Genomic DNA, 22768 nt, shown 5'->3' on the forward strand with positions numbered 1-22768 from the left:
GGGCGCGAAACGCCTGGTCAAGCGAATGGGTTTAAAAAATTGTGTACAATCTTTCGCTCAAATGTCTTAATGGTGGCCTTCCCGTGCATCGACGGCCTTTGCCGTGATGCTGGCCGTGTATTTTTTGCCCACAGATTGAACAAGAGGCGACAAGCAATGGGACGTTTGACCACACACGTACTGGATGCCGCGCATGGCTGCCCGGGCAGCTCGATCAAGGTCGAGTTGTACCGTGTCGAAGGCCAGCAGCTGGAGCTGGTGACCACTGCCGTGACCAACAGCGATGGCCGCGTCGACGCGCCGCTGCTGCAGGGTGACGACTACCGCACCGGCGTCTACCAGCTGCAGTTCAGCGTCGGCGATTACTACCGCGCCCGCGGCGTGCAACTGCCGGCCCAGGCGTTCCTGGATGTTGTCGTGCTGCGTTTTGGCATTGACCAGCAGCAAGAGCACTACCACGTACCACTGCTGATCTCGCCGTACAGCTATTCGACCTATCGTGGAAGCTAGTTGGTCGCTAGAAGAATCTTCGTAGGTCCTTGGCCCGCTCTCACACTGGCGGGCTTTTTTTCGTCTGCTATTTGTCGCCGGCCAGCCAGCTGCCATCTGATCGGTAGCGCGGGCCCTTGCCGGAGCGGCTTCAGCCGCGATCACCGGCACAGCCGGTGCCAGCCATCGCGCCGCCTGCTTCGCGGATGAATCCGCTCCTGCCAGAGCCACAGCAGATTGATGCCGGGCAAATGAAGAAAGGGCGCCGAAGCGCCCTTGGTTGGTGCAGCAGGGGTCAGAGGAACACGAACTTGGCAATGAAGATCGCGCACAGCACCCACAGGCTGGCCGAGATTTCCTTGTACTTGCCGGTACCCGCCTTCAGCGCCACGTAGCTGATGAAGCCCAGGGCGATACCATCGGCGACGGAGAAGGTCAGCGGCATCATGATCACCGTCACTATCGCCGGGATGCTGTCGGTAGCCTCGTCCCAATGGATGTGGGCCATGCTGCCCATCATCAGCATCGCCACGTAGATCAGCGCACCGGCAGTCGCGTAGGCGGGAATCATCCCGGCCAGTGGCGCGAAGAACATCGCGGCAATGAACAGCACGCCGACCACCACTGCCGTCAGCCCGGTGCGGCCACCTGCGGCAACCCCCGCAGCACTCTCCACATAGCTGGTCACCGGCGGCACACCGACCACGGCACCGAACACGCTCGAAGCACTGTCGGCCTTCAGCGCCCGCGACAGGTTTTCGATGCGCCCGTCCGGCGCCACCAGGTTGGCCCGCTGCGCCACGCCCATCAGGGTGCCAGCGGTGTCGAACATGTGCACGAAGAGGAATGCCAGCACCACGCTGATCATGCTGACGTTGAACACCCCGGCGACATCCATGGCCATCCAGGTCGGGGCCAGGCTCGGCGGCATCGACATCACCCCGCCGAACTTGACCAGGCCCAGGCCCCAGCCCGCCAGGGTGACACCGATGATGCTGATCAGGATCGCGCCGAACACCCGCTTGTAGCTGAGGATGGCGATCAGCAGGAAGCACAGCGCCGCCAGCAGCGGCCCCGGCTCGTGCAGCGAGCCCAGCTTGATCAGGGTGGCGGGGCTGTCGACGATGATGCCAGCGGTCTTCAGGCCGATCAGCCCGAGAAACAGTCCGACGCCGGCCCCCATGGCATGGCGCAGGCTGACCGGGATGCTGTTGAGCAACCATTCGCGCACTTTCGACAAGGTCAGGAACATGAACAGCACGCCGGAGACGAACACTGCCCCGAGTGCCGTTTCCCAGTTGTAGCCCATGGTGCCGACCACGGTGTAGGTGAAGAAGGCGTTGAGGCCCATGCCGGGCGCCAGGCCCACCGGCCAGTTGGCATACAGGCCCATCAGCAGGCAGCCCAGCGCGGCGGCGATGCAGGTGGCGACGAAGGCGGCGCCGTGGTCGATGCCGGCGTCGGCCATGATGTTGGGGTTGACGAAGATGATGTAGGCCATGGTGATGAAGGTGGTCACCCCGGCGATCAGTTCGGTCCTGACGGTACTGCCGTGTTGCTTGAGTTTGAAAATCCGCTCCAGCCAGCTCGTTTCGAGCGGTGGGGCGAGATCCAGCGTAGGGGCTTCGGATTTGCGGCTTTCCACAGCAGGTACTCCTCAAGTCTTTCTTGTTGTTCTTGGGCCCGGTTCCTGCGCAATGCACTTGGCGGCCCCGCGAGGGAAGGCAGACGTCTGACCGCTTTTGTTGACTTGCAGGTCAAGAAGCTGCTCGGGGGATTATGCTTTTGTGTACAAAGAATGCAAATAATGTTTTATCTTTTGTGTGCGCAATGTGGCGTACAACGGCTATATAGGTAAAAGGCCACCTGCAGAATCGGCTCAGCCTGTGTACAATGGCGCCATACTTTCCTTCGTGCCTCGAGAGCCCATGAACGAACAGCTGCAACCTCTGAAGAAACCTGCGCGCAACGGCAAGGCCGGCCGCAGTGGTACCCAGGACGACATCGTCTACGCGCATATTTTCGAGGCGATCCTCGAGCAGCGTCTGGCTCCGGGCACCAAGTTGAGCGAGGAAGCGCTGGGCGAGATCTTCGGCGTCAGCCGCACCATCATCCGCCGTGCCTTGTCGCGCCTGGCCCACGAAAGCGTGGTGCTGCTGCGGCCGAACCGTGGCGCAGTGGTGGCCAGCCCCACGGTGGAGGAAGCCCGTCAGGTGTTCTTCTCGCGGCGCATGGTCGAGCGGGCCATCACCGAGCTGGCGGTGCAGCACGCCACGCCAGAGCAGCTCAACGAACTGCGGCAGATGGTGCGTGACGAGCGCGACAGTTTTTCCCGTGGTGACCGGGGCGCCGGCATCCGCCTGTCCGGCGAGTTCCACCTCAAGCTGGCAGAGGCTGCGGGTAACGCGCCGCTGGTCAGCTTCCAGCGCAGCCTGGTATCGCAGACCTCGCTGATCATTGCCCAGTACGAAAGCGGCAACCGCTCGCACTGCTCGTACGACGAACACATGCAGCTGATCGATGCCATCGAAGCGCGTGATGCCGAGCAGGCCGTGAGCCTGATGATGCACCACATGGACCACATCGACAGCAAGCTGAACCTGGACGAGGAAAGCGCCTCGGACGACCTGCATGCGGTGTTTTCGCACCTGCTGAAGAAGCCCAAGGTAGCCGCCAAGGGTTGATCGTTTGCCTGGAAGCGAAGGGGCCGCCATGCGGCCCTTTTTCTTGCTGGCCTTTGGCCGTACACCTGATAGATTTACTAGTTGCAAACCCCTTTTCAATGTGGTTGGGCTTGCGCATTTTGCGTTCAACTACTTGAGGAGAGGTCCATGACTACGTCTCTGGGTGTGCGCATGGGTGCCGAGCTGGTTGGCACCTTCTGGCTGGTGCTGGGTGGCTGTGGCAGTGCGGTGCTCGCAGCCAGTTCCCCCATTGGCATTGGTGTTCTCGGTGTGGCTTTCGCCTTCGGTCTCACCGTGCTGACCATGGCGTTCGCCATTGGCCATATCTCTGGCTGTCATCTCAACCCCGCGGTGTCGTTCGGATTGGTGGTGGGTGGGCGCTTTCCGGCCAGGGAGCTGCTGCCCTACGTGGTCGCCCAGGTGGCCGGTGCGATCCTGGCGGCAGCGGTCATCTATTTCATCGCCAGTGGCAAGGCAGGTTTTGAACTGTCATCAGGCCTGGCCTCCAATGGCTACGCCGACCACTCGCCCGGCGGCTACTCGCTGGGGGCAGGCTTTGTCAGTGAGGTAGTGATGACGGCGATGTTCCTGGTGGTGATCATGGGCGCCACCGACGTGCGCGCGCCGGCAGGCTTTGCGCCAATCGCCATCGGCATGGCCCTGACGCTGATTCACTTGATCTCGATCCCGGTGACCAATACCTCGGTCAACCCCGCGCGCAGCACGGGGCCGGCCTTGTTTGTCGGTGGCTGGGCGCTGCAACAGCTGTGGCTGTTCTGGGTAGCGCCGCTGATCGGTGCTGCAATCGGCGGCTCGCTGTACCGAGGCCTGGCAAAAGAACCTTAACGCTGGTGCACGCAACGCCCGGCGGCGTAGGTTTCGCGCACGGTGCGATCGTCGCCCAGGGTGGTCAGCACGAACAGCGTCTCTTCAATGCTGTTGGACTGCTGGATCCGGTAGTCCAGCAGTGGCGTGGCCTTGTAGTCCAGCACCACGAAGTCGGCATCGTTACCCGGGCGCAGGCTGCCGATGCGGTCGTCCAGGCGTAGCGCCCGGGCACCGCCCAGGGTGGCCAGGTACAGCGACTTGTACGGGTGCAGGCGCGCGCCCTGCAGCTGCATCACCTTGTACGCTTCGTTGAGGGTGTTGAGCAGCGAGAAGCTGGTTCCGGCGCCGACGTCGGTGCCCAGGCCCACATTGACCTTGAAGCGTTCGGCCTGCGGCAGGTTGAACAGGCCGCTGCCGAGGAACAGGTTGGAGGTGGGGCAGAAGGCCACGGCCGAGCCGGTCTCGGCCAGGCGCTGGCATTCCTCGTCGCACAGGTGCACGCCGTGGGCGAACACCGAGCGCTCGCCCAGCAGCTCGAAGTGGTCGTATACGTCGAGGTAGCCCTTCTGCTCGGGGAACAGCGACTTGACCCAATCGATTTCCTTGAGATTTTCCGACAGGTGCGTGTGCAGGTACACGCCCGGGTGTTCCTTGAGCAACTGCCCGGCGAGGGTCAGCTGTTGCGGGGTGCTGGTCGGGGCGAAACGCGGGGTGACGGCATAGTGCAGGCGGCCCTTGCCATGCCAGCGCTCGATCAGGGCCTTGCTTTCGGCGTAGCCGGACTCGGCGGTGTCGGTCAGGTAGTCCGGCGCGTTGCGGTCCATCATCACCTTGCCGGCGATCAGGCGCAGGTCGAGGCGCTCGGCCTCTTCGAACAGGGCATTGACCGACTCCGGGTGCACGCTGCCGAACACCAGCGCAGTGGTGGTGCCGTTGCGCAGCAGTTCCTTGAGGAAGATCTTCGCGACCTGGTCGGCGTGATCCTTGTCGGCAAACTGTTTTTCGCAAGGGAAGGTGTAGGTATTCAGCCAGTCCAGCAGCTGTTCGCCGTAGGAACCGATCATGCCGGTCTGCGGGAAGTGGATATGGGTGTCGATGAAGCCAGGGGTGATCAACGCGTCCTGGTAGTGCTCGACCGGGATGTCGGCATCCAGGCTCGGCAGCAGTTCGCTGGCATGGCCGACGGCGCGAACACGGCCATCGTCGACTACCAGCAGGCCGTCCTCGAAATACTCATGGGAAGCTTCCAGGCCCACCTCGGCCGGGTCGGCGATGCTGTGCAGGATGGCGGCACGGTAGGCTTTGCGGGTAACGGTCATAACACACTCGTCAATGGGCTTGGCTGCGCCGGGAGGGCGGCAGCAACTGGGCAATGGGGCCGGCATTGGCCGCAGCGTCGTGCTGGCCGAAGCAGGCGTTGTAGGTGGCGATGATCTCGGCGGCGATGGACACGGCGATCTCGATGGGCAGCTTGCCCTTGACCTCGGCCAGGCCCATCGGGCAGCGCATGCGCGCCAGCACGGCATCGTCGTAGCCGCGTTCGCGCAGGCGGTGTTCGAACTTGACCCGTTTGGTCTTCGAGCCGATCAGGCCGAACCAGGTGAAGTCGTTGCGCTTGAGGATGGCCGCGGTCAACTCCAGGTCGAGCTGGTGGTTGTGGGTCATGACGATGCAGTAGCAGCCCGGTGGCAGGCCTGCGACTTCGTCGACCGGTTCCTCGCTGACCACCTTGGTTACCCCGTCGGGCACCAGCGCCGGGAATTCCTGCTCGCGCGAATCGATCCAGCGCACCCGGCAGGGCAGCGCGGCGAGCAAGGGTACCAGAGCGCGGCCGACATGGCCCGCGCCGAACACGGCGATCTGCGCCTGTACCGCGGCCATGGGTTCGAACAGCAGCACGGTGACGCCGCCGCAGCACTGGCCCAGGCTGGCGCCGAGGCTGAAGCGCTCCAGGTGCGGGGTGCTGCGTTGCTCCGCAAGCATCTGCCGGGCGATGTGCAGCGCCTTGTATTCCAGGTGGCCGCCGCCGATGGTGTCGAACAGGCCGGTGGCGCTGACGACCATTTTCGAGCCAGCGTTGCGCGGGGTCGAGCCGCGCTCCTCGATGATGGTGACCAGCACGCAGGCTTCGCCACGGGACTGGTGGTCGGCGAGGGCGTTGATCCATTGGTGCATGATGCAGATCCTCTTCAGGACAACGCGGTCCGCTTTGTGTAGGCGCGGCACAAGGCCGTTCCTGCACGAAGCGGGCCGGCGGCGTTACTGGGTAACGGTTTCCAGTTCCGGCTCGGCAGGTTGCGCGGCAGCCACCGCCTTGCGCATCTGCTCGCAACCCCACAGCACCCGCTCCGGTGTTGCTGGTGCATCGATGGCGGGCTGCACGCGGTAGTCGGCGATGCTGGCCACGGCGTCCTTGATCGCGCACCAGGCGGCGATGCCAAGCATGAACGGCGGCTCACCCACGGCCTTGGAATGGAACACGGTGTCCTCCGGGTTCTTGCGGTTTTCCACCAGCTTCACCCGCAGGTCCAGCGGCATGTCGGCCACGGCAGGGATCTTGTAGCTGGCCGGGCCGTTGGTCACCAGCTTGCCCTTGGCGTTCCACACCAGTTCTTCGCTGGTCAGCCAGCCCATGCCCTGGATGAAGCCGCCTTCCACCTGGCCAATGTCGATGGCCGGGTTCAGCGAAGCGCCCACGTCGTGCAGGATGTCGGCGCGCAGCATCTTGTACTCGCCGGTCAGGGTGTCGACGATCACCTCCACGCAGGCGGCGCCGAAGGCGAAGTAGTAGAACGGCCGGCCACGCGCCTGGTTGCGGTCGTAGTAGATCTTCGGTGTGCGATAGAAACCCGTGCTGGACAGCGACACCTGGGCGAAGTAGGCCTGCTGCACCAGCTGCTCGAAGCTGATGATCTGGTCGCGCACGCGCACATGGCCGTTGCGGAACTCGACGTCTTCCTCGGTGACCTGGTAGTGCCGTGCGGCGAACTCGGTCAGGCGCTGCTTGAGGATTTCGGCGGCATTTTGCGCAGCCTTGCCGTTCAGGTCGGCGCCACTGGAGGCGGCGGTCGGCGAGGTGTTGGGCACCTTGTCGGTGTTGGTGGCAGTGATCTGGATACGGCCGAGATCGACCTGGAAGACCTGCGCTACCACCTGCGCCACCTTGGTGTTCAGGCCCTGGCCCATCTCGGTGCCGCCGTGGTTGAGGTGGATGCTGCCGTCGGTATAGATGTGGATCAACGCACCGGCCTGGTTGAGGAAGGTGGCGGTGAACGAGATGCCGAACTTGACCGGGGTCAGCGCCAGGCCTTTTTTCAGCACCGGGCTGTTGGCATTGAAGCGGCGGATCGATTCGCGGCGCTCGGCATAGTCGCTGCTGGCTTCCAGTTCGGCGGTCATCTCCTCGAGCATGTTGTGCTCGACGGTCTGGTAGTAGTGAGTGACGTTGCGCTCGGTCTTGCCGTAGTAGTTGGCCTTGCGCACGGCCAGCGGGTCGCGGCCCAGATGGCGGGCGATGTGGTCCATCACCTGCTCGATGGCGACCATCCCCTGCGGGCCGCCAAAGCCGCGGTAGGCGGTATTGGAGGCGGTGTTGGTCTTGCAGCGGTGGCCGTGTACGGTGGCATCGCCCAGGTAGTAGGCGTTGTCGGAGTGGAACATGGCGCGGTCGACGATCGAGCCGGACAGGTCGGGTGAGTAGCCGCAGTTGCCGGCCAGGTCGAGGTTGATGCCATGCAGGCGGCCGTCGTCATCGAAGCCCACGTCGTACTCGACGTAGAAAGGGTGGCGCTTGCCGGTCATGGTCATGTCCTCGACCCTTGGCAGGCGCATCTTGGTCGGCTGCCCGGTCAGGCGCGCAATCACGGCACACAGGCACGCCGGGCTGGCAGCCTGGGTTTCCTTGCCGCCAAAACCGCCACCCATGCGGCGCATGTCCAGTACCACCTTGTTCATTGGCACATCGAGAACCTCGGCGACCAGCTTCTGCACCTCGGTGGGGTTCTGCGTGGAGCAGTAGACGATCATGCCGCCATCTTCGGTGGGCATTACCGAGGAGATCTGCGTTTCCAGGTAGAAGTGCTCCTGGCCACCGATGTGCAGGGTGCCCTGGAGACGGTGCGGGGCCGTGGCCAGGGCGGCAGCGGCGTCGCCGCGCTGGTGGGTGTGGCTATCGAGCACGAAGTGCTTCTTGCGCAGTGCTTCGACCACATCCAGCACCGGCTCCAGCTCTTCGTACTCGACGATCGCGGCCATCGCCGCACGGCGTGCGGTGTCGAGATCGCGGGCAGCCACGGCGAGCACCGGCTGGCCGAAGTACTCGACCTTGTCGATGGCCAGCAACGGGTCGCCGGCCACCACTGGGCCGATGTCCTTGAGGCCGGGAATGTCTTCATGGGTGATGGCGATGCGCACACCTTCGAAGGCATAGCACGGCGTGGTGTCGATGCGCAGGATGCGCGCATGGGCGCGATCGGAGGTGCGGGCGTAGACGTGCAACTGGTTGGGGAATTCCAGGCGGTCGTCGATGTACACCGCCTCGCCGGACACATGCTTGTCGGCGCTGTCATGCTTGACGCTGCGGCCAACCCCGGTGGTCAGGTCCTGGCTGAACAGGGCGGCCATCTCGGCCTGGCTCTTGGCTACGTGATGGTTAGACATAAGCGGTCACCCGGGTTTCGATGTACGGCGTTTGCTGTTCGATGAAGTACTTGCGCAGCAGGTTCTGCGCGGTCAGCAGGCGGTATTCCTTGCTGGCACGGAAGTCGCTGAGCGGGGTGAAGTCTTCGGCCAGGGCCTGGCAGGCACGCTCGACGGTGGCCTGGTTCCACGGCTTGCCGCGCAACGCTGCCTCGCAGGCGCGGGCGCGCTTGGGGATGGCCGCCATGCCGCCGAAAGCGATGCGCACGCCGCTGACCACACCGTCTTCGATGCTCAGGTTGAAGGCCCCGCACACCGCAGAGATGTCATCGTCCAGGCGCTTGGAAACCTTGTAGGCGCGGAACGCCCAGTCGGAGGTGGCGCGTGGCACGATGATCTTCTCGATGAACTCGCTGTCCTGGCGGGCAGTGATGCGGTAGTCGATGAAATAGTCTTCCAGCGCCATCACCCGCTGGCGCTCGCCCTGGCGCAGGACGATCTGCGCGTCCAGGGCAATCAGCAAGGGTGGCGAGTCGCCGATCGGCGAAGCGTTGCCGATGTTGCCGCCCAGGGTGCCCTGGTTACGGATCTGCAGCGAGGCGAAGCGGTGCAACAGGGCGCCGAAGTCGGGGTATTCCTCGTTCAGCGCGCCGTAACAATCGGTGAGTGGGGTGGCGGCGCCGATTTCCAGATGGCTGGCGGTCTTCTCGATGCGCTTGAGTTCGGCCACATGGCCGACGTAGATCATCACTGGCAAGGTCTTGTGGAACTGGGTGACTTCCAGGGCCAGGTCGGTGCCGCCGGCCAGTAGCCGCGCCTCGGGGTGCGAGCTGTACAGGTCGGCCAGGTCGGCCACGGTCAGCGGCACCAGGCAGCGCTTGTCGCCGCTGTTCAGCTCGCCGGTGTGGGTCGGCGCAATCGCCTTGAGGCGGCTGATGGTCTGGGCTTGCTGGGCATCGAACTGGTCGCGGCACGGCTGCCGGCAGCTCTGCTCGGCAGCTTCGAGGATCGGCCGGTAGCCGGTGCAGCGGCACAGGTTGCCGGCCAGGGCCTCCTGGGCCTGGTGCAGGTCGGCGCCGTTGCTGTTCTTCTGCAGGGCGAACAGCGACATGACGAAGCCCGGGGTGCAGAAGCCGCACTGCGAACCATGGCAATCGGCCATGGCCTGCTGCACGCTGTGCAGTTGTCCCTGGTGCTTGAGCCCCTCGACACTGATCAGTTGCTTGCCATGCAGCGAGGAAACGAAGGTCAGGCAGGAATTGAGGCTGCGGTAGCGCAGGCTGTCGTTGCCTTGGTCGTCCTGGGTCAGTTCGCCGACCACCACGGTGCAGGCGCCGCAGTCACCACTGGCGCAGCCCTCCTTGGTGCCAGGTTTGCCCAGGTGCTCGCGCAGGTACTGCAGCACCGTCATGTTCGGGTCCAGGGCATGCTCACTACGCAGCTCCTGGTTGACAAGAAACTGGATCACGGGGATAGCCTCGCAATGGTTTTATTGTTGTTGGGCGGACTCTAAGCAAGACCTGTCCTGCTGGTCAATAATTTTCTGACTCAAAGGTCAGGAAATTGATCGTGTCGCTGCCCAACGGTTCACATTGCCCATATGCCAAGCATAGATCGCGCCGGGCGCAGCACTGCCTGGCGGGTCAAATAAACCGCCTGGCCCCTCTGCGCGATTACCGGGCAAGTGCGCTACAATCCGCTGCTTGTGCCCAGTTCACTGATTTTGAAGGACAACCATGACGTTCAAGGCCCCGGACAGCCTCTCCGAGCAGATTGCCGATTACCTGGCCGAACGCATCATCCGCGGCGAACTGGCGCCAGGCGAGCGTATCCAGGAGCTGAAGGTCACCCAGGCGCTCAACGTCAGCCGCGGCTCGGTGCGTGAAGCGCTGCTGATCCTCGAACGCCGGCACCTGGTGGCGATCCTGCCGCGCCGTGGTGCCCACGTGACCGAGCTGGACGAGCGCGGCGTCCGCAGCCTGTGTGCGCTGATGAGCGAGTTCTACATCCTGCTGGGCAATGCGGTCGCGCAAAAATGGCGCACCGATGCCGACCTGCGCCCGTTCCTGGACATCCAGCAGCGCCTGCAGCGTGCCCATCAGCAGCTCGACATCAAGGCCTTCGTCGCCGACAGTTTCGCGGTCATGCGCGCGGCCTATTCGTTCGCCGATAACCCGTTCCTGCAGGAAACCGTGGAAAACCTGCAGCCGGCCATGAGCCGCGCCTACTACCTGGCGCTGGACCAGCGCCAGGCCAGCATGAGCGATTACCTCGACCTGTTCGCCCGCCTGCTCGACGCCGTGGTCGCCCGCGACCTGCCGCGCATTCGCGAGGTGCTCACCGCCTACTGCCAGCGCAGCTGCGAACTGGTACTGGCGGCGCTGGCCCGAGGCTGACCGATGCGCCTGAAGTGCATTCGCCTGGCCGGGTTCAAGTCGTTCGTCGACCCGACCACGGTCAATTTCCCCAGCAACATGGCGGCCGTGGTCGGCCCCAACGGCTGTGGCAAGTCCAACATCATCGATGCCGTGCGTTGGGTGATGGGCGAGAGCTCGGCGAAGAACCTGCGCGGCGAGTCGATGACCGACGTCATCTTCAACGGCTCCAGTGGCCGCAAGCCGGTCAGCCAGGCCAGCATCGAACTGGTGTTCGACAACAGCGAAACCACCCTGGTCGGCGAATATGCCGCCTACGCCGAAATCTCGATCCGTCGCAAGGTCACCCGTGACGGGCAGAACAGCTACTACCTCAATGGCACCAAGTGCCGTCGCCGCGACATTACCGACATTTTCCTCGGTACCGGCCTCGGGCCGCGCAGCTACTCGATCATCGAACAGGGCATGATCTCCAAGCTGATCGAGGCCAAGCCCGAGGAGCTGCGCAACTTCATCGAGGAAGCCGCCGGCATTTCCAAATACAAGGAACGCCGCCGCGAAACCGAGAACCGCATCCGCCGCACCCAGGAGAACCTGGCGCGCCTGACCGACCTGCGCGAAGAACTGGAGCGCCAGCTGGAACGCCTGCAGCGGCAGGCCCAGGCGGCGGAAAAGTACCGCGAATACAAAGCCCTGGAACGCCAGCTGAAGGCTCGCCTGTCGGCCTTGCGCTGGCGCGACCTGGACACGCGGGTGCGCCAGCGCGAGGCGGTGATCGGCGACCAGGACGTGGCCCATGAGGCGTTGGTCGCCGAGCAGCGCAACGCCGATGCCAGTATCGAGCGCCTGCGCGACAGCCATCACGAATTGTCCGAGCGCTTCAACCAGGTGCAGGGCCGCTTCTACTCGGTGGCCGGCGATATCGCCCGGGTCGAGCAAAGCATCCAGCACGGCCAGCAGCGCCTGCGCCAGTTGCAGGACGACTTCAAGGAAGCCGAGCGCACGCGCCTGGAGACCGAATCGCACCTGGGCCACGATCGCACCCTGCTGGCGACCCTGGGCGAAGAGCTGGCCATGCTCGAACCCGAGCAGGAAATGACCCTGGCCGCTGCCGAAGAAGCCGCCGCCGCGCTTGAAGAGGCTGAACTGGGCATGCACGGCTGGCAGGAGCAGTGGGACAGCTTCAACAGCCGCTCTGCCGAGCCGCGCCGCCAGGCCGAAGTGCAGCAGGCGCGCCTGGTGCAGCTGGAGGCCAGCCTCGAACGGCTGGCCGAACGCCAGCGCAAGTTGGGCGAGGAGCGCGAGCAGTTGGGCAGCGACCCGCAGGATGCCGCCATGCTCGAATTGTCCGAGCAATTGGCCAGCAGCGAAATGCTGCTCGAAGAACTGCAATTGTCCGAAGAGCAAGGGGTCGAGCGCCTGGAAGGCGTGCGCCAACAATTGCAACAGGCCACCCAGGCCCAGCAGCAGGCGCAGGGTGAGCTGCAACGCCTGGGCGGCCGCCTGGCTTCGCTTGAGGCTTTGCAGCAAGCTGCGCTGGAGCCGGGCGCAGGGGCTGCCGACTGGCTGCACGGCCAAGGCCTGGAGCAGCAGCCACGCCTGGCAGAAGGGCTGCGCGTGGAGCCGGGCTGGGAGCTGGCCGTGGAAACGGTCCTGGGGGCCGACTTGCAGGCCGTATGGGTCGACGATTTCAACCGCCTCGACTTTGCCAGCCTGGAGCAGGGCGAATTGCATTTGCTGGTGGCCGACGGCGCCGCTGCGTCGCTGCCCGGCAGCTTGTTGGAAAAGGTCAGCGGCCCGATCGGCCTGGCGCCCTGGCTGGGCCAGGTCAAACCGGTGGAAGACCTGGCGCAGGCGCTGGCGCAGCGTGCCTCGCTCGGTGACGGGCAGAGCCTGGTCAGCCGCGATGGCTATTGGGTTGGCCGGCATTTCCTGCGCATACGCCGTGGCGCCGAGGCCGAAGGCGGGGTGCTGGCACGCGGCCAGGAAATCGAACGCCTGGGCCACGAACAACTGCAACAGGAAGCGGCCCTGGAGCAGCTGGAGCAGCGATTGCAGGCCCTGCGCGAGCAACAGCTGGGCCTGGAGGAGCAGCGCGAGCAGCTGCGCCGCCGTACCCAGGAAGAAAACCGCCTGCACGGCGAGCTCAAGGCCAGCCTGTCAGCCGTTCGCGCGCGCGCCGAGCAGGTGGAGTTGCGGCGCCAACGCCTGCAGGAAGAACTGGCTGAACTGGAAGAGCAGCGCGCCCTGGAGCACGAGCAACTGGGCGAAGCGCGCCTGCTGTTGCAGGAGGCCCTTGAGCTGATGGCCCAGGACACCGAGCAGCGCGAGCAGTTGATGGCCCGTCGCGACACCCTGCGCGAAAGCCTCGACCGCGTGCGCCAGGAGGCCCGCCAGCACAAGGATCACGCCCACCAGCTGGCCGTGCGCCTGGGCTCGCTGCGCGCCCAGCACGATTCCACCCGGCAGGCCCTGGAGCGCCTGGAGCAGCAGGCCGCACGCCTGACCGAGCGCCAGGAACAACTGAGCCTGAACCTGGAGGAGGGCGCGGCGCCACTGGAGGAATTGCGCCTGAAGCTCGAAGCGCTGCTGGAGCAGCGCATGAGCGTCGACGAAGAAATGCGCCTGGCCCGCCTGCACATGGACGAGGCGGACCGTGAGTTGCGCGATGCCGAGAAGCGCCGCACCCAGGCCGAGCAGCAAGCCCTGCTGCTGCGCGGCAAGCTGGAACAGTTGCGCCTGGAGTGCCAGGGCCTGGACGTGCGGCGCAAGACCCTGCAGGAACAACTGCTGGCCGATGGCTACGACTTGCAGGGCGTGCTCGCCAGCCTCGAGGCCGACGCCACCGAGCAAGGCACCGAGCAGGAGTTGGAGCAGCTCGACGCGCGGGTCCAGCGCCTGGGGGCGATCAACCTGGCGGCCATCGAGGAGTATGAACAGCAGTCCGAGCGCAAGCGTTACCTGGACGCTCAGGACGCAGACCTGGTCGAAGCGCTGGAGACCCTGGAAAACGTCATCCGCAAGATCGACAAGGAAACCCGCAACCGTTTCAAGGATACCTTTGATCAGATAAATGCCGGATTACAGGCACTTTTCCCAAAAGTTTTCGGTGGTGGCAGCGCTTATCTGGAACTGACGGGCGAAGATCTACTCGATACAGGGGTAACGATCATGGCGCGACCACCGGGCAAGAAGAACAGCACCATCCATCTGCTGTCCGGCGGCGAGAAGGCACTGACTGCGTTGGCGCTGGTGTTTGCCATCTTCAAGTTGAACCCCGCACCGTTCTGCATGCTCGACGAGGTCGATGCGCCGCTGGACGATGCCAACGTCGGGCGCTATGCCCGCCTGGTCAAGGAAATGAGTGAAAGCGTGCAGTTCATCTATATCACCCACAACAAGATCGCGATGGAAATGGCCGACCAGTTGATGGGGGTGACCATGCATGAACCGGGCTGTTCACGGCTGGTGGCCGTGGATGTGGAGGAGGCCATGGCCATGGTCGACGCCTGATACGCGACGATGGGGCATATTCTGTAGCGAAATGCCCCCGCCATGTGCGACAGACGGTGTAAAGTTGTCTTTGGTCGTGCTAGCTTAATGTCACTCGTTTTTTGCGTGGGTAAAACGCCTGTCAGAACATAGAGTTGGCGCCACGTGTTAAAGGGCTTTGAACCCTTTGTTTTCAAGCATATTTTTATAGAGGCACGGGATTACATGGAAATCGGTCTGCGCGAGTGGCTGATCGTCATCGGCATCATTGTCATTGCCGGGATTCTTTTCGACGGCTGGCGCCGCATGCGCGGCGGCAAAGGCAAGTTGAAATTCCGTCTGGATCGCAGCTATGCCAACCTGCCGGACGAAGAGGGCAATGCCGAAGTGCTTGGCCCGTCGCGGGTGCTGGAAACCCACAAGGAGCCTGAGCTGGACGAAAGCGACCTGCCGTCGCTCAGCGCTTCTGCACGTGACCGCGAGCGCGAACCCAAGCCGGCCAAGGCCAGCAAGCGCAGCAAGCGTGCCACTGCGGCTGCCGAGGCGCAGCAGGGCGACCTGAACCTGAGCGCCGAGCCGCGTGAGGCCGACCTGTTTGCCGACAGCGATGACGACTTTGCTGCGGAGAACACCCGCAGCAGCAATCCGGCACCTGCCAACAACAGCGTCAAGGAGCTGCCACCGGCCGAGGAAGTGCTGGTGATCAGCGTGATCTCCCGCGACGAGGGTGGCTTCAAGGGCCCGGCCCTGCTGCAGAACATTCTGGAAAGTGGCCTGCGCTTCGGCGAAATGGACATCTTCCACCGTCACGAGAGCATGGCCGGCCACGGTGAAGTGCTGTTCTCCATGGCCAACGCAGTCAAGCCTGGCGTATTCGACCTGGACGATATCGACCACTTCAGCACCCGTGCGGTGAGCTTCTTCCTCGGCCTGCCGGGCCCGCGTCATCCGAAGCAGGCCTTCGACGTGATGGTGGCGGCGGCGCGCAAGCTGGCCCACGAACTGAATGGCGAGCTCAAGGACGACCAGCGCAGCGTGCTGACCGCCCAGACCATCGAGCACTATCGCCAGCGCATCGTCGAGTTCGAGCGCCGTGCGCTGACCCAGAAGCGCTGACAGATCCAGACGAAAGAGCAGCCTGAGGGCGGTGCTGGACGCCCCCAGGCTGCTCTTTTGCTTTGCAAGAGAAGACAACCCCATGACCGTCGAATCCCGTATCCACGAACTCCGTCACCAGCTCGACCAGCACAACTACCGCTACTATGTGCTCGACGAGCCCAGCGTGCCCGATGCCGAATACGACCGCCTGTTCAACGAGCTCAAGGCGCTTGAAGCCGAACACCCACACCTGGTGACCCCCGACTCGCCGACCCAGCGGGTTGGCGGCGCGGCCCTGGCCGCGTTCAGCCAGGTGCGCCACGAAGTGCCGATGCTGAGCCTGGGCAACGCCTTCGAAGAAGCCGACCTGCGTGAGTTCGGCCGCCGTGTGGTCGATGGCCTCGACCAGCCCGGTGCAGTGGACTACAGCTGCGAGCCCAAGCTCGACGGCCTGGCGGTGAGCCTGCTGTACCGTGACGGCCTGTTGGTGCAGGGCGCTACCCGTGGTGACGGCACTACCGGCGAAGACATCAGCGCCAATGTGCGCACCGTGCGCAACATCCCGCTCAAGCTGCAGGGCGAGGGCTGGCCGGCGGTGCTCGAGGTGCGCGGCGAGGTGTACATGAGCAAGGCCGGTTTCGAGCGGCTCAACGCCGCCCAGGCCGAGGCCGGTGGCAAGACATTCGCCAACCCGCGCAACGCCGCTGCCGGCAGCCTGCGCCAGCTGGATTCGAAGATCACCGCCAGCCGCCCGCTGGAGTTCTGCTGCTATGGCGTCGGCCAGGTGTCGCAGAGCATCGGCGACAGCCACATCGGCATCCTCGAGCAGCTCAAGGCCTGGGGCCTGCCGATCAGTCGCGAGCTCAGGCACGCTGCCGGCATCGAAGAGTGCCTGGCCTACTACCGCGACATCGGCGAGCGGCGCAACAGCCTGCCCTACGAAATCGATGGTGTCGTGTTCAAGGTCAACAGCCTGGCTGCGCAGCGCGAGCTGGGCTTCCGCGCTCGTGAGCCACGCTGGGCGATCGCCCACAAGTTCCCCGCCATGGAAGAGCTGACCGAGGTGCTGGACGTCGAGTTCCAGGTCGGCCGCACCGGTGCGGTAACCCCGGTGGCCCGCCTGAAGCCGGTCAAGGTGGCTGGCGTGACCGTGTCCAATGCCACCCTGCACAACATGGACGAAATCGCGCGCCTGGGCCTGCGCATTGGCGATACGGTGATCATCCGTCGCGCCGGGGACGTGATCCCGCAGGTGATGCAGGTGGTGCTGGAGCGTCGCCCGGAAGATGCCCGCCCGGTGCAAGTGCCAAGTCAATGCCCTGTATGCGGCTCGCAGGTCGAGCGTACCCAGCTGGTCAAGCGCAGCAAAGGCAAGGAAACCACCAGCGAAGGCGCGGTGTACCGCTGCGTCGGTCGCCTGGCCTGTGCTGCCCAGCTCAAGCAGGCGATCATCCACTACGTATCGCGCCGGGCCATGGACATCGAGGGCCTGGGCGAGAAGAGCGTCGAGCAACTGGTGGACGAAGGCCTGATCGGTTCGCCGGCAGACCTGTACAAGCTGGAGTTCGAACAGATCGTCGGCCTGGAAGGCTTCGCCGAGGTGTCCAGCCGCAAGCTGCTGGATGCCATCGAAGCCAGCAAGCGCCCGAGCCTGGCGCGCTTTATCTATGCCCTGGGCATTCCCGACGTCGGCGAGGAGACCGCGAAGGTGCTGGCTCGCTCGCTGGGCAGCCTGGCGCGCGTGCAGCAGGCGCTGCCGCAAGTGCTCACCTACCTGCCGGACATCGGCCTGGAAGTGGCCTACGAAATTCACAACTTCTTCGAAGACGAGCACAACCAGAAGGTCATCAAACAGCTGCTCGATAGCGGCATGCAGCTGCAGGACGAAGGTGACCTGGCTGCGGAATTCGCGGCCAGCACCACCCTCGCCGGGATGATCGCCAAGCTCGACATTGCCTCGGTTGGCCCGACCGGTGCCGAAAAGCTGGTTGCCCGGCTCGACAGCCTGGACAAGATCATCGCCGCTGACGGCATCGACCTGCGTCAGGCCCTGGCGGCCAAGCCGGCCGAGGCCGTGCGTGAATTCTTCAAGGTCGAAGCCAACCAGCAACTGGCTCGCGCCATCGAAGCGCAGTTGCTGGCGTTCGGCATGCACTGGAGCAGTGAGAAGAAGGTCGCTGAAGGCTTGCCGCTGGCTGGCCAGACCTGGGTACTGACCGGCACCCTGGAGCGCATGAGCCGTGACATTGCCAAGGACAAGCTGGAAAGCCTGGGGGCCAAGGTGGCCGGTTCGGTGTCTGGCAAGACCCACTGCGTGGTGGCAGGGCCGGGGGCCGGCTCCAAGCTGGCCAAGGCCAGCGAACTGGGGGTGAAAGTGCTGGACGAAGACGCCTTCGTCGCCTTCCTGGCCGAGCAGGGCATAGTGGTTTGAAGTCCTGCTCAGCCGTTGTGGGCGCGGGCGGGCCCGCGAAGAGGCCCGCCAGGCTGCAGCAACCTGGACAAGTCATTGAGAAATGATGACTTTTTCTCGCCCCAGAGGTTGTATCTGCTCCCAAGACCGGTACAATGGCGCCACTCGCTGCTCAGCGAGCTCTGTAGTGGTGGCCCCATCGGTCCCCCCGCATTGATTACCCGTTAACCTGGTCAGGCCCGGAAGGGAGCAGCCATAGCGGGAACATCGAGTGCCGGGGTGTGGCTGGTGGGGCTGCCTCCATTACGCAAACCTTTGAATTCTCAAGGGTTTTTCGCTCAAAAATCTCGAAGTGGACCAGTGCAGTAGTACCTAAGTGGTGCACTGTGCTCCATTCTACCTTCTCATGGGCTTCCTGCCCAAACTCCAAATCGTAGTCGCTCAAACCTCGCAGTTGACCTGCCAAAATTTATGTGGCAATAAGCTACTATTCAGGTCGCGGCGTCGGTGTTGAAATCCGATCAGCTGGTTGCGATCGCGTCATCGCTTTGTTGATTTTCGGTTGCTGGCGGCAGGCACTTGCTGTCCGGCGGAGCTCAACTCAGCGAGTATAATCCCAGAATGCAAAGGAATGTATGTCGCAGATATCGATCCCTTACCTTGCTTTCCATCCCCTCGACCAGCAGCCAGAATCTGTAGATCCAGCGGACCTCAAAGCCTCACCTAAGTTGCCTCCTGAGCTGTACATTGATGATGAGCACCACGGGCGAGTCTACTGTCCGGATTGCGGTGTCATGTGCAGCAGGCGACCTCGTAAAACACCGAAGAGAAAGGATGGGGTTGATGCCTTCTACTTCCACCTACCAGGCTTTGATACGGTCGACTGCCCGCATAGAAAGAAAGGTGGCGCGGGAGGTGGTGGCGATGAAGCTGCCAAAGAAAAGCGAGCGATCAACCTTGTGACCTTTGCGGGTTGGAAGAGCCTTGCAGACGATGACGAGCCTGAAGGGGATGACGATGACGACGATTATCCCAAGCCCAAAAGGAAAGAGGCTCAGAACGGCACAGCAGTAAATGGAAGAGGAGGGTTCGAGAATTTCTTCGACGCAGACGGAAATCTGCTAAATCCGGGGCGGTTCAAGACCGTCAAGCGATTGGTACAGTTGGCTCAAGTAAGCTTGAACATTGCTGTTCAGTTTGGGCAAGAAGATGCCATTCGGTTACATGATCTAATAGTTTCGATTGAAAAAGCTCAGCGAAATATAAAGCCTTATTTGGGTAAAAGTTTCCTGTTTTTTGGTAAGCCGACATCAATTGTTAAGGGTGCTTACGGCAGAGTATTTTTCAACTTCAAGTCTCCAGAGCATGAGCTTAGTGGTCACTGTGAGTTGGACATTTTTGAGTCCCGTGCTTGGCAGACATTCGAGCGGGATCGTTATTACCTTTTCTACGGTCGGGTTGAGGGTGATCAGCAGCATTCTATCGTTAGGGTGCTTGAGGCTGGTCAAATAGATCGAGTGCCTTTGACTGCTAAGCATCTCTTTGACGGGCTCCGGTGACTCTTTCAGGTTGATGCGCTGCGTATAGTGTGCGGTTAACTACTTTGTGTTGTGTCGGAATAGTGTTTAGCGCTCTGATTTTGCGGAAGTCAGAGCGTTATGTTGCGAATTGTATCGTTGTTCACAATTTCTCTCCTAGTCTTGAGAGAGTGAAGCTCCATGTCCTTTGATGCTAAGGTGTTCAAGATACTCATTGCAAGCCCCGGGGATGTCGATGAGGAGCGATAAGCTATTCCGGAAGTTCTCTCGTTGGAATAACAATAATGCAGAAACAAATAACGTGGTATTGCTTCCTGTAAAATGGGAAACGCACTCGGCTCCGCTTCTTGGAGATAGGGCTCAGGCCGTAATCAATAATCAGGTCGTCACGACATGTGATATGGTTATTGGGATGGAATGGTAGCTGACTTTAACTCATCTGGATGTCGGTCGAGGTTAAGCGGCATTGCGGTGTCAGACCGGCATCACTTTCCAGAAGTCAAAAGTATGCCGGAAAAAATAAAAGCTGCCCGCAGGAGGCTTCATTGTGTCTATAACCCCTCTCTCAGCCTTGCTGTGAGCGTACCCGAGAATACCTTGGCCGATGCCTTGAGCGTTCGTATCGAGCGTCTGTAGCACTGAGAGCGCGTCGGTGTGGATGTGCGTCGGGCCCCGCTGGCTGATCCACAGAGTTAGCTCTTCCAAGGCTGCCCGGATGGCTGTCTGGTTCATCATCAGCAATTCAAGCGTGTCTGCGGCTACTGCCGCTTTGTCGTCATCCATGGGTATTCTCGATGTGAGTACTGGTGGTGATTAGCTTGCTGCTGAGTCTGTCCGATGTGGAGAATGATAGCTCCGAGCTTTGGCCGCGCCATTCGACGAGATCGCTGCGGTAGTAACGCGATCAAGTCGCGGAGCGGGGATTGCACTTTTGGATCCAAGCTGATAAATCTAAGCAGCAAGGCATATTGCTATCACACGGAGAAGCAGGGATGAGCGACAAGAATTTCCGAGTAACTTACACTCGTGGCACGAGCTCCTCAGTAGTAACCGCAAGTGTGCGGGCTAGCAGTGCGAGTCAGGCAAAGGAAAAAATTAAGGAGCGGGAGCGAGGGCAGGCAAAGATCATCTCTGCTGTAGAGACCTGATACCAGCCGATTGTCTATGCAGCAAGCTCATCTCATGACAGTGGGCTTGCTCGACCGAGGAAAGAGACTATGGATGATGACGCGCACGAAGAGTTGGAAGAAGGTGGGAAGAGCCGGCCTTCATTCAACGAGAAGCTAGATAAGATGATGGGTGAAGCGTGGAAAGAGGTGAAGGATGACTTCTCCCATGGTACGGGGATGGAGCGAGCAGCATCTGCGGCAAAGTTAGTAGGCAAAGGTTCGTTCTATGTGGGGGTAAAGTTTATCCAGAATTTGCCTGATGCCATCGAGAGAATGAAAGATAAGCAAGCGAAGAATGGCTGAGGCCCGTGTGCCGGGTAGATTGCTACTTCTGCAGTGACCAAAAATGTAACCTCTCAAACCGAGCATCAGCTGCCGTCAAATATCATCGGTGGATCTGGGAGGGATTATTACAGGGCTCCGTTAGATCGAGCCAAGTGTGGGTCGGTGCTTAATGCCTCTCGTTGGCCCGTAACGGGCCGCACAGTACGATTTCAGAATATCTAAAGGGCGGATGAGTTCGCCCCGGAACGTCGCTGGTATAGCTTCTTACGAGCTTGCAGCGGTACTCATTACTTTGGTCAGTGCCAAGCCTAGACGCTGCATCACACGCTTCACAGCAATGGGTGACCATTGCCCGCCACGAGCAGTGGGTATGTTCCGTGCGATCAGGCAGTCAGCCACGGCCTGTAGGCTGCTGGCACCCTTAAGTACACACAGTTCAATAGCGTCCTTGACCAGTGCTGCACGGTCGTCTGCCTGCTGACGCTGTGTAGCGTGGCCTTTCACCCTGTTTAGTCGAAGTCGCACGTGGTGCTACGGGAATGGCTGGTGTTGGGGCTGAGTCCCGCCACTGTGAACATAGTCCACCAAGCGTCTGAAGGTCTGTTAGCGGGTGCTCGCTGAGGTGGCCGTGTAGCCGTTGGACGATGGACGCAGCGAGGAACAGGGCGCTCTGCCTGTGCCTGATGTTCAGGCTCAAACGCAAAGTGTGACACCTCGGGAAGAGGTGCTTGGGTAGCTTGAGATTCAGGTAGTAGACGGCTTTGCGTCTGATCAGATAGGCCATGGGTGTGACACCAAAGTGTGACAGTGCTGGCTACACCCAAAGTTTTGAGCGACCGCGCTGAGTGTCTGCACGGGTAGAACGTCTGCCCCCCCCCCATCAGCCTGAAACCCTTGCCCCATAAGGCCTGCATTGATTCCCGAGCATGCTTGCATGCCACCTGGTCAGGCCCGGAAGGGAGCAGCCATAGCGGGAACATCGAGTGCCGGGGTGTGGCTGGTGGGGCTGCCTCCATTTCAGGCTCTTGAATCCTCAAGACGCCTCGCTAGAAGCATTTCCGGTTACGACGGCATTCAGGATCTCCCGAATGAAGCGTCATCCTGCAAGCTGACAACCCGACACTCCCAACATCCGTACAATGATCGGCAGCGGACAGGCCTTCATCCCATCCGCGCCACAAGCCAGGCAGGCCGACCCAGGCCGTATCCTCGGATACGTCAGCCTCAGGCCGGACGTTGCGCTGTTCGGCCGAAGCCCTCAGAGGTTGTACTTTTCATCGATCCTGCGTTTGTCGAGCGTGTAGCGCTTGACGTCGATCGCATCGGACTCAAGCTGCGCGTCCAACTCGTCCATATCGTGTTTTTTCAAGCTCGCAACGTGAGCCCTGGTGGCCTGATAGTTGATGAGTTCCGCGGCGTCATGCCCGCTCACCGGGTCCCAGAAAATGGAAAGCGGCCAGAGCAGCAGGTTGACCACGCCAAAGCCGTATGCACGACCGTAGAAGGAACCGCCACCTGGAAGCAGGCCAAGGCCGGCAGCAAGCCCAGGGTTCTTTTCTTCAACCGCGAGGTTTCTGGCGCGATAGCCGGCAAGTTCCGACTCCTGGACCGAATTGGGGCCTGTAGCGCAACCAGGGGTCAGCGCTATGAGTGCGGCGACGGTCAGGTTTCTTACTGTGGACATGCAACTTTTCCTGAGTGTGAGTACGGTTCTCGGCACACAGCTGGGTGCGGAGGCGCGTCACTCTACACTGAGTGATGG

Annotated in this window: 17 protein-coding genes and 1 other RNA gene; 10 read left to right on the top strand and 8 right to left on the bottom strand. The window is 62.1% G+C overall.

Annotation, left to right across the window (positions count from 1 at the left end):
• The first annotated feature begins 156 nt into the window (after positions 1–156).
• Positions 157–510 carry a hydroxyisourate hydrolase gene (gene uraH, locus ACLEJP_RS12010; RefSeq protein ID WP_440806651.1) on the top strand — a complete coding sequence of 118 codons (354 nt, stop codon included), beginning with the start codon at positions 157–159 and terminating at the stop codon, positions 508–510.
• A gap of 274 nt (positions 511–784) precedes the next feature.
• On the opposite strand, the gene ACLEJP_RS12015 is transcribed toward uraH, so the two are convergent.
• Positions 785–2134, bottom strand: coding sequence for an NCS2 family permease (locus ACLEJP_RS12015; RefSeq protein WP_170030995.1), 1350 nt, complete (start codon positions 2132–2134; stop codon positions 785–787).
• A gap of 283 nt (positions 2135–2417) precedes the next feature.
• Between ACLEJP_RS12015 and ACLEJP_RS12020 the strand changes: the two genes are divergently transcribed.
• Positions 2418–3173, top strand: a complete 756-nt coding sequence (locus ACLEJP_RS12020) for a GntR family transcriptional regulator (protein WP_186674849.1) — start codon at positions 2418–2420, stop codon at positions 3171–3173.
• 147 nt (positions 3174–3320) lie between these two features.
• Positions 3321–4019 carry an aquaporin Z gene (gene aqpZ / locus ACLEJP_RS12025; RefSeq protein ID WP_440806653.1) on the top strand — a complete coding sequence of 233 codons (699 nt, stop codon included), beginning with the start codon at positions 3321–3323 and terminating at the stop codon, positions 4017–4019.
• On the opposite strand, the gene guaD is transcribed toward aqpZ, so the two are convergent.
• The 4 genes from guaD to xdhA all read right to left on the bottom strand — a co-directional run bounded on the left by guaD (position 4016) and on the right by xdhA (position 10107).
• The gene (guaD, locus tag ACLEJP_RS12030) at positions 4016–5320 is read right to left on the bottom strand and encodes a guanine deaminase (protein WP_440806655.1); all 1305 of its coding nucleotides are present in this window, start codon (positions 5318–5320) and stop codon (positions 4016–4018) included. The genes aqpZ and guaD overlap by 4 nt on opposite strands.
• A gap of 10 nt (positions 5321–5330) precedes the next feature.
• Positions 5331–6176, bottom strand: a complete 846-nt coding sequence (gene xdhC, locus ACLEJP_RS12035; protein WP_289135828.1) for a xanthine dehydrogenase accessory protein XdhC — start codon at positions 6174–6176, stop codon at positions 5331–5333.
• Between the two features lie 84 nt (positions 6177–6260).
• Entirely contained in the window at positions 6261–8660 is a 2400-nt protein-coding gene (xdhB, locus tag ACLEJP_RS12040) for a xanthine dehydrogenase molybdopterin binding subunit (RefSeq protein WP_440806657.1), read from the bottom strand.
• On the bottom strand, positions 8653–10107 hold the full coding sequence (xdhA, locus tag ACLEJP_RS12045) for a xanthine dehydrogenase small subunit (protein ID WP_440806659.1): 1455 nt from the start codon (positions 10105–10107) through the stop codon (positions 8653–8655). Before xdhA ends, xdhB begins: the two co-directional genes overlap by 8 nt.
• Before the next feature lie 268 nt (positions 10108–10375).
• Here xdhA and ACLEJP_RS12050 point away from each other — a divergent pair, with 268 nt between their 5' ends.
• The 6 genes from ACLEJP_RS12050 (at position 10376) to ACLEJP_RS12075 (ending at position 19573) form a co-directional block, all read left to right on the top strand.
• Positions 10376–11035: a GntR family transcriptional regulator gene (locus ACLEJP_RS12050; RefSeq protein ID WP_289135834.1), complete on the top strand. Its 660-nt coding sequence runs from the start codon at positions 10376–10378 to the stop codon at positions 11033–11035.
• 3 nt (positions 11036–11038) lie between these two features.
• The gene (smc, locus tag ACLEJP_RS12055; RefSeq protein WP_440806662.1) at positions 11039–14527 is read left to right on the top strand and encodes a chromosome segregation protein SMC; all 3489 of its coding nucleotides are present in this window, start codon (positions 11039–11041) and stop codon (positions 14525–14527) included.
• 204 nt (positions 14528–14731) lie between these two features.
• Positions 14732–15622 (top strand): cell division protein ZipA, encoded by an 891-nt coding sequence (gene zipA / locus ACLEJP_RS12060; RefSeq protein WP_440806665.1) that lies wholly within the window; start codon positions 14732–14734, stop codon positions 15620–15622.
• Between the two features lie 82 nt (positions 15623–15704).
• Entirely contained in the window at positions 15705–18035 is a 2331-nt protein-coding gene (gene ligA / locus ACLEJP_RS12065; RefSeq protein WP_440806667.1) for an NAD-dependent DNA ligase LigA, read from the top strand.
• Positions 18036–18211: 176 nt separating this feature from the next.
• Positions 18212–18308: signal recognition particle sRNA small type (gene ffs / locus ACLEJP_RS12070), an RNA gene on the top strand.
• Positions 18309–18649: 341 nt separating this feature from the next.
• Positions 18650–19573 carry a hypothetical protein gene (locus ACLEJP_RS12075; protein ID WP_440806670.1) on the top strand — a complete coding sequence of 308 codons (924 nt, stop codon included), beginning with the start codon at positions 18650–18652 and terminating at the stop codon, positions 19571–19573.
• Between the two features lie 453 nt (positions 19574–20026).
• On the opposite strand, the gene ACLEJP_RS12080 is transcribed toward ACLEJP_RS12075, so the two are convergent.
• Positions 20027–20335: a hypothetical protein gene (locus ACLEJP_RS12080; RefSeq protein WP_440806672.1), complete on the bottom strand. Its 309-nt coding sequence runs from the start codon at positions 20333–20335 to the stop codon at positions 20027–20029.
• Positions 20336–20769: 434 nt separating this feature from the next.
• Between ACLEJP_RS12080 and ACLEJP_RS12085 the strand changes: the two genes are divergently transcribed.
• On the top strand, positions 20770–21024 hold the full coding sequence (locus ACLEJP_RS12085; protein WP_315694582.1) for a hypothetical protein: 255 nt from the start codon (positions 20770–20772) through the stop codon (positions 21022–21024).
• Positions 21025–21270: 246 nt separating this feature from the next.
• Here the strand turns inward: ACLEJP_RS12085 and ACLEJP_RS12090 are convergent, their stop codons facing one another.
• Together ACLEJP_RS12090 and ACLEJP_RS12095 are read right to left on the bottom strand one after the other, a co-directional pair.
• The gene (locus ACLEJP_RS12090; RefSeq protein ID WP_440806674.1) at positions 21271–21531 is read right to left on the bottom strand and encodes a recombinase family protein; all 261 of its coding nucleotides are present in this window, start codon (positions 21529–21531) and stop codon (positions 21271–21273) included.
• Positions 21532–22264: 733 nt separating this feature from the next.
• The gene (locus ACLEJP_RS12095) at positions 22265–22690 is read right to left on the bottom strand and encodes a hypothetical protein (RefSeq protein ID WP_225778610.1); all 426 of its coding nucleotides are present in this window, start codon (positions 22688–22690) and stop codon (positions 22265–22267) included.
• Positions 22691–22768 lie beyond the last annotated feature (78 nt).

Source organism: Pseudomonas sp. SMV7 (assembly GCF_052041995.1).
Lineage (GTDB): Bacteria > Pseudomonadota > Gammaproteobacteria > Pseudomonadales > Pseudomonadaceae > Aquipseudomonas.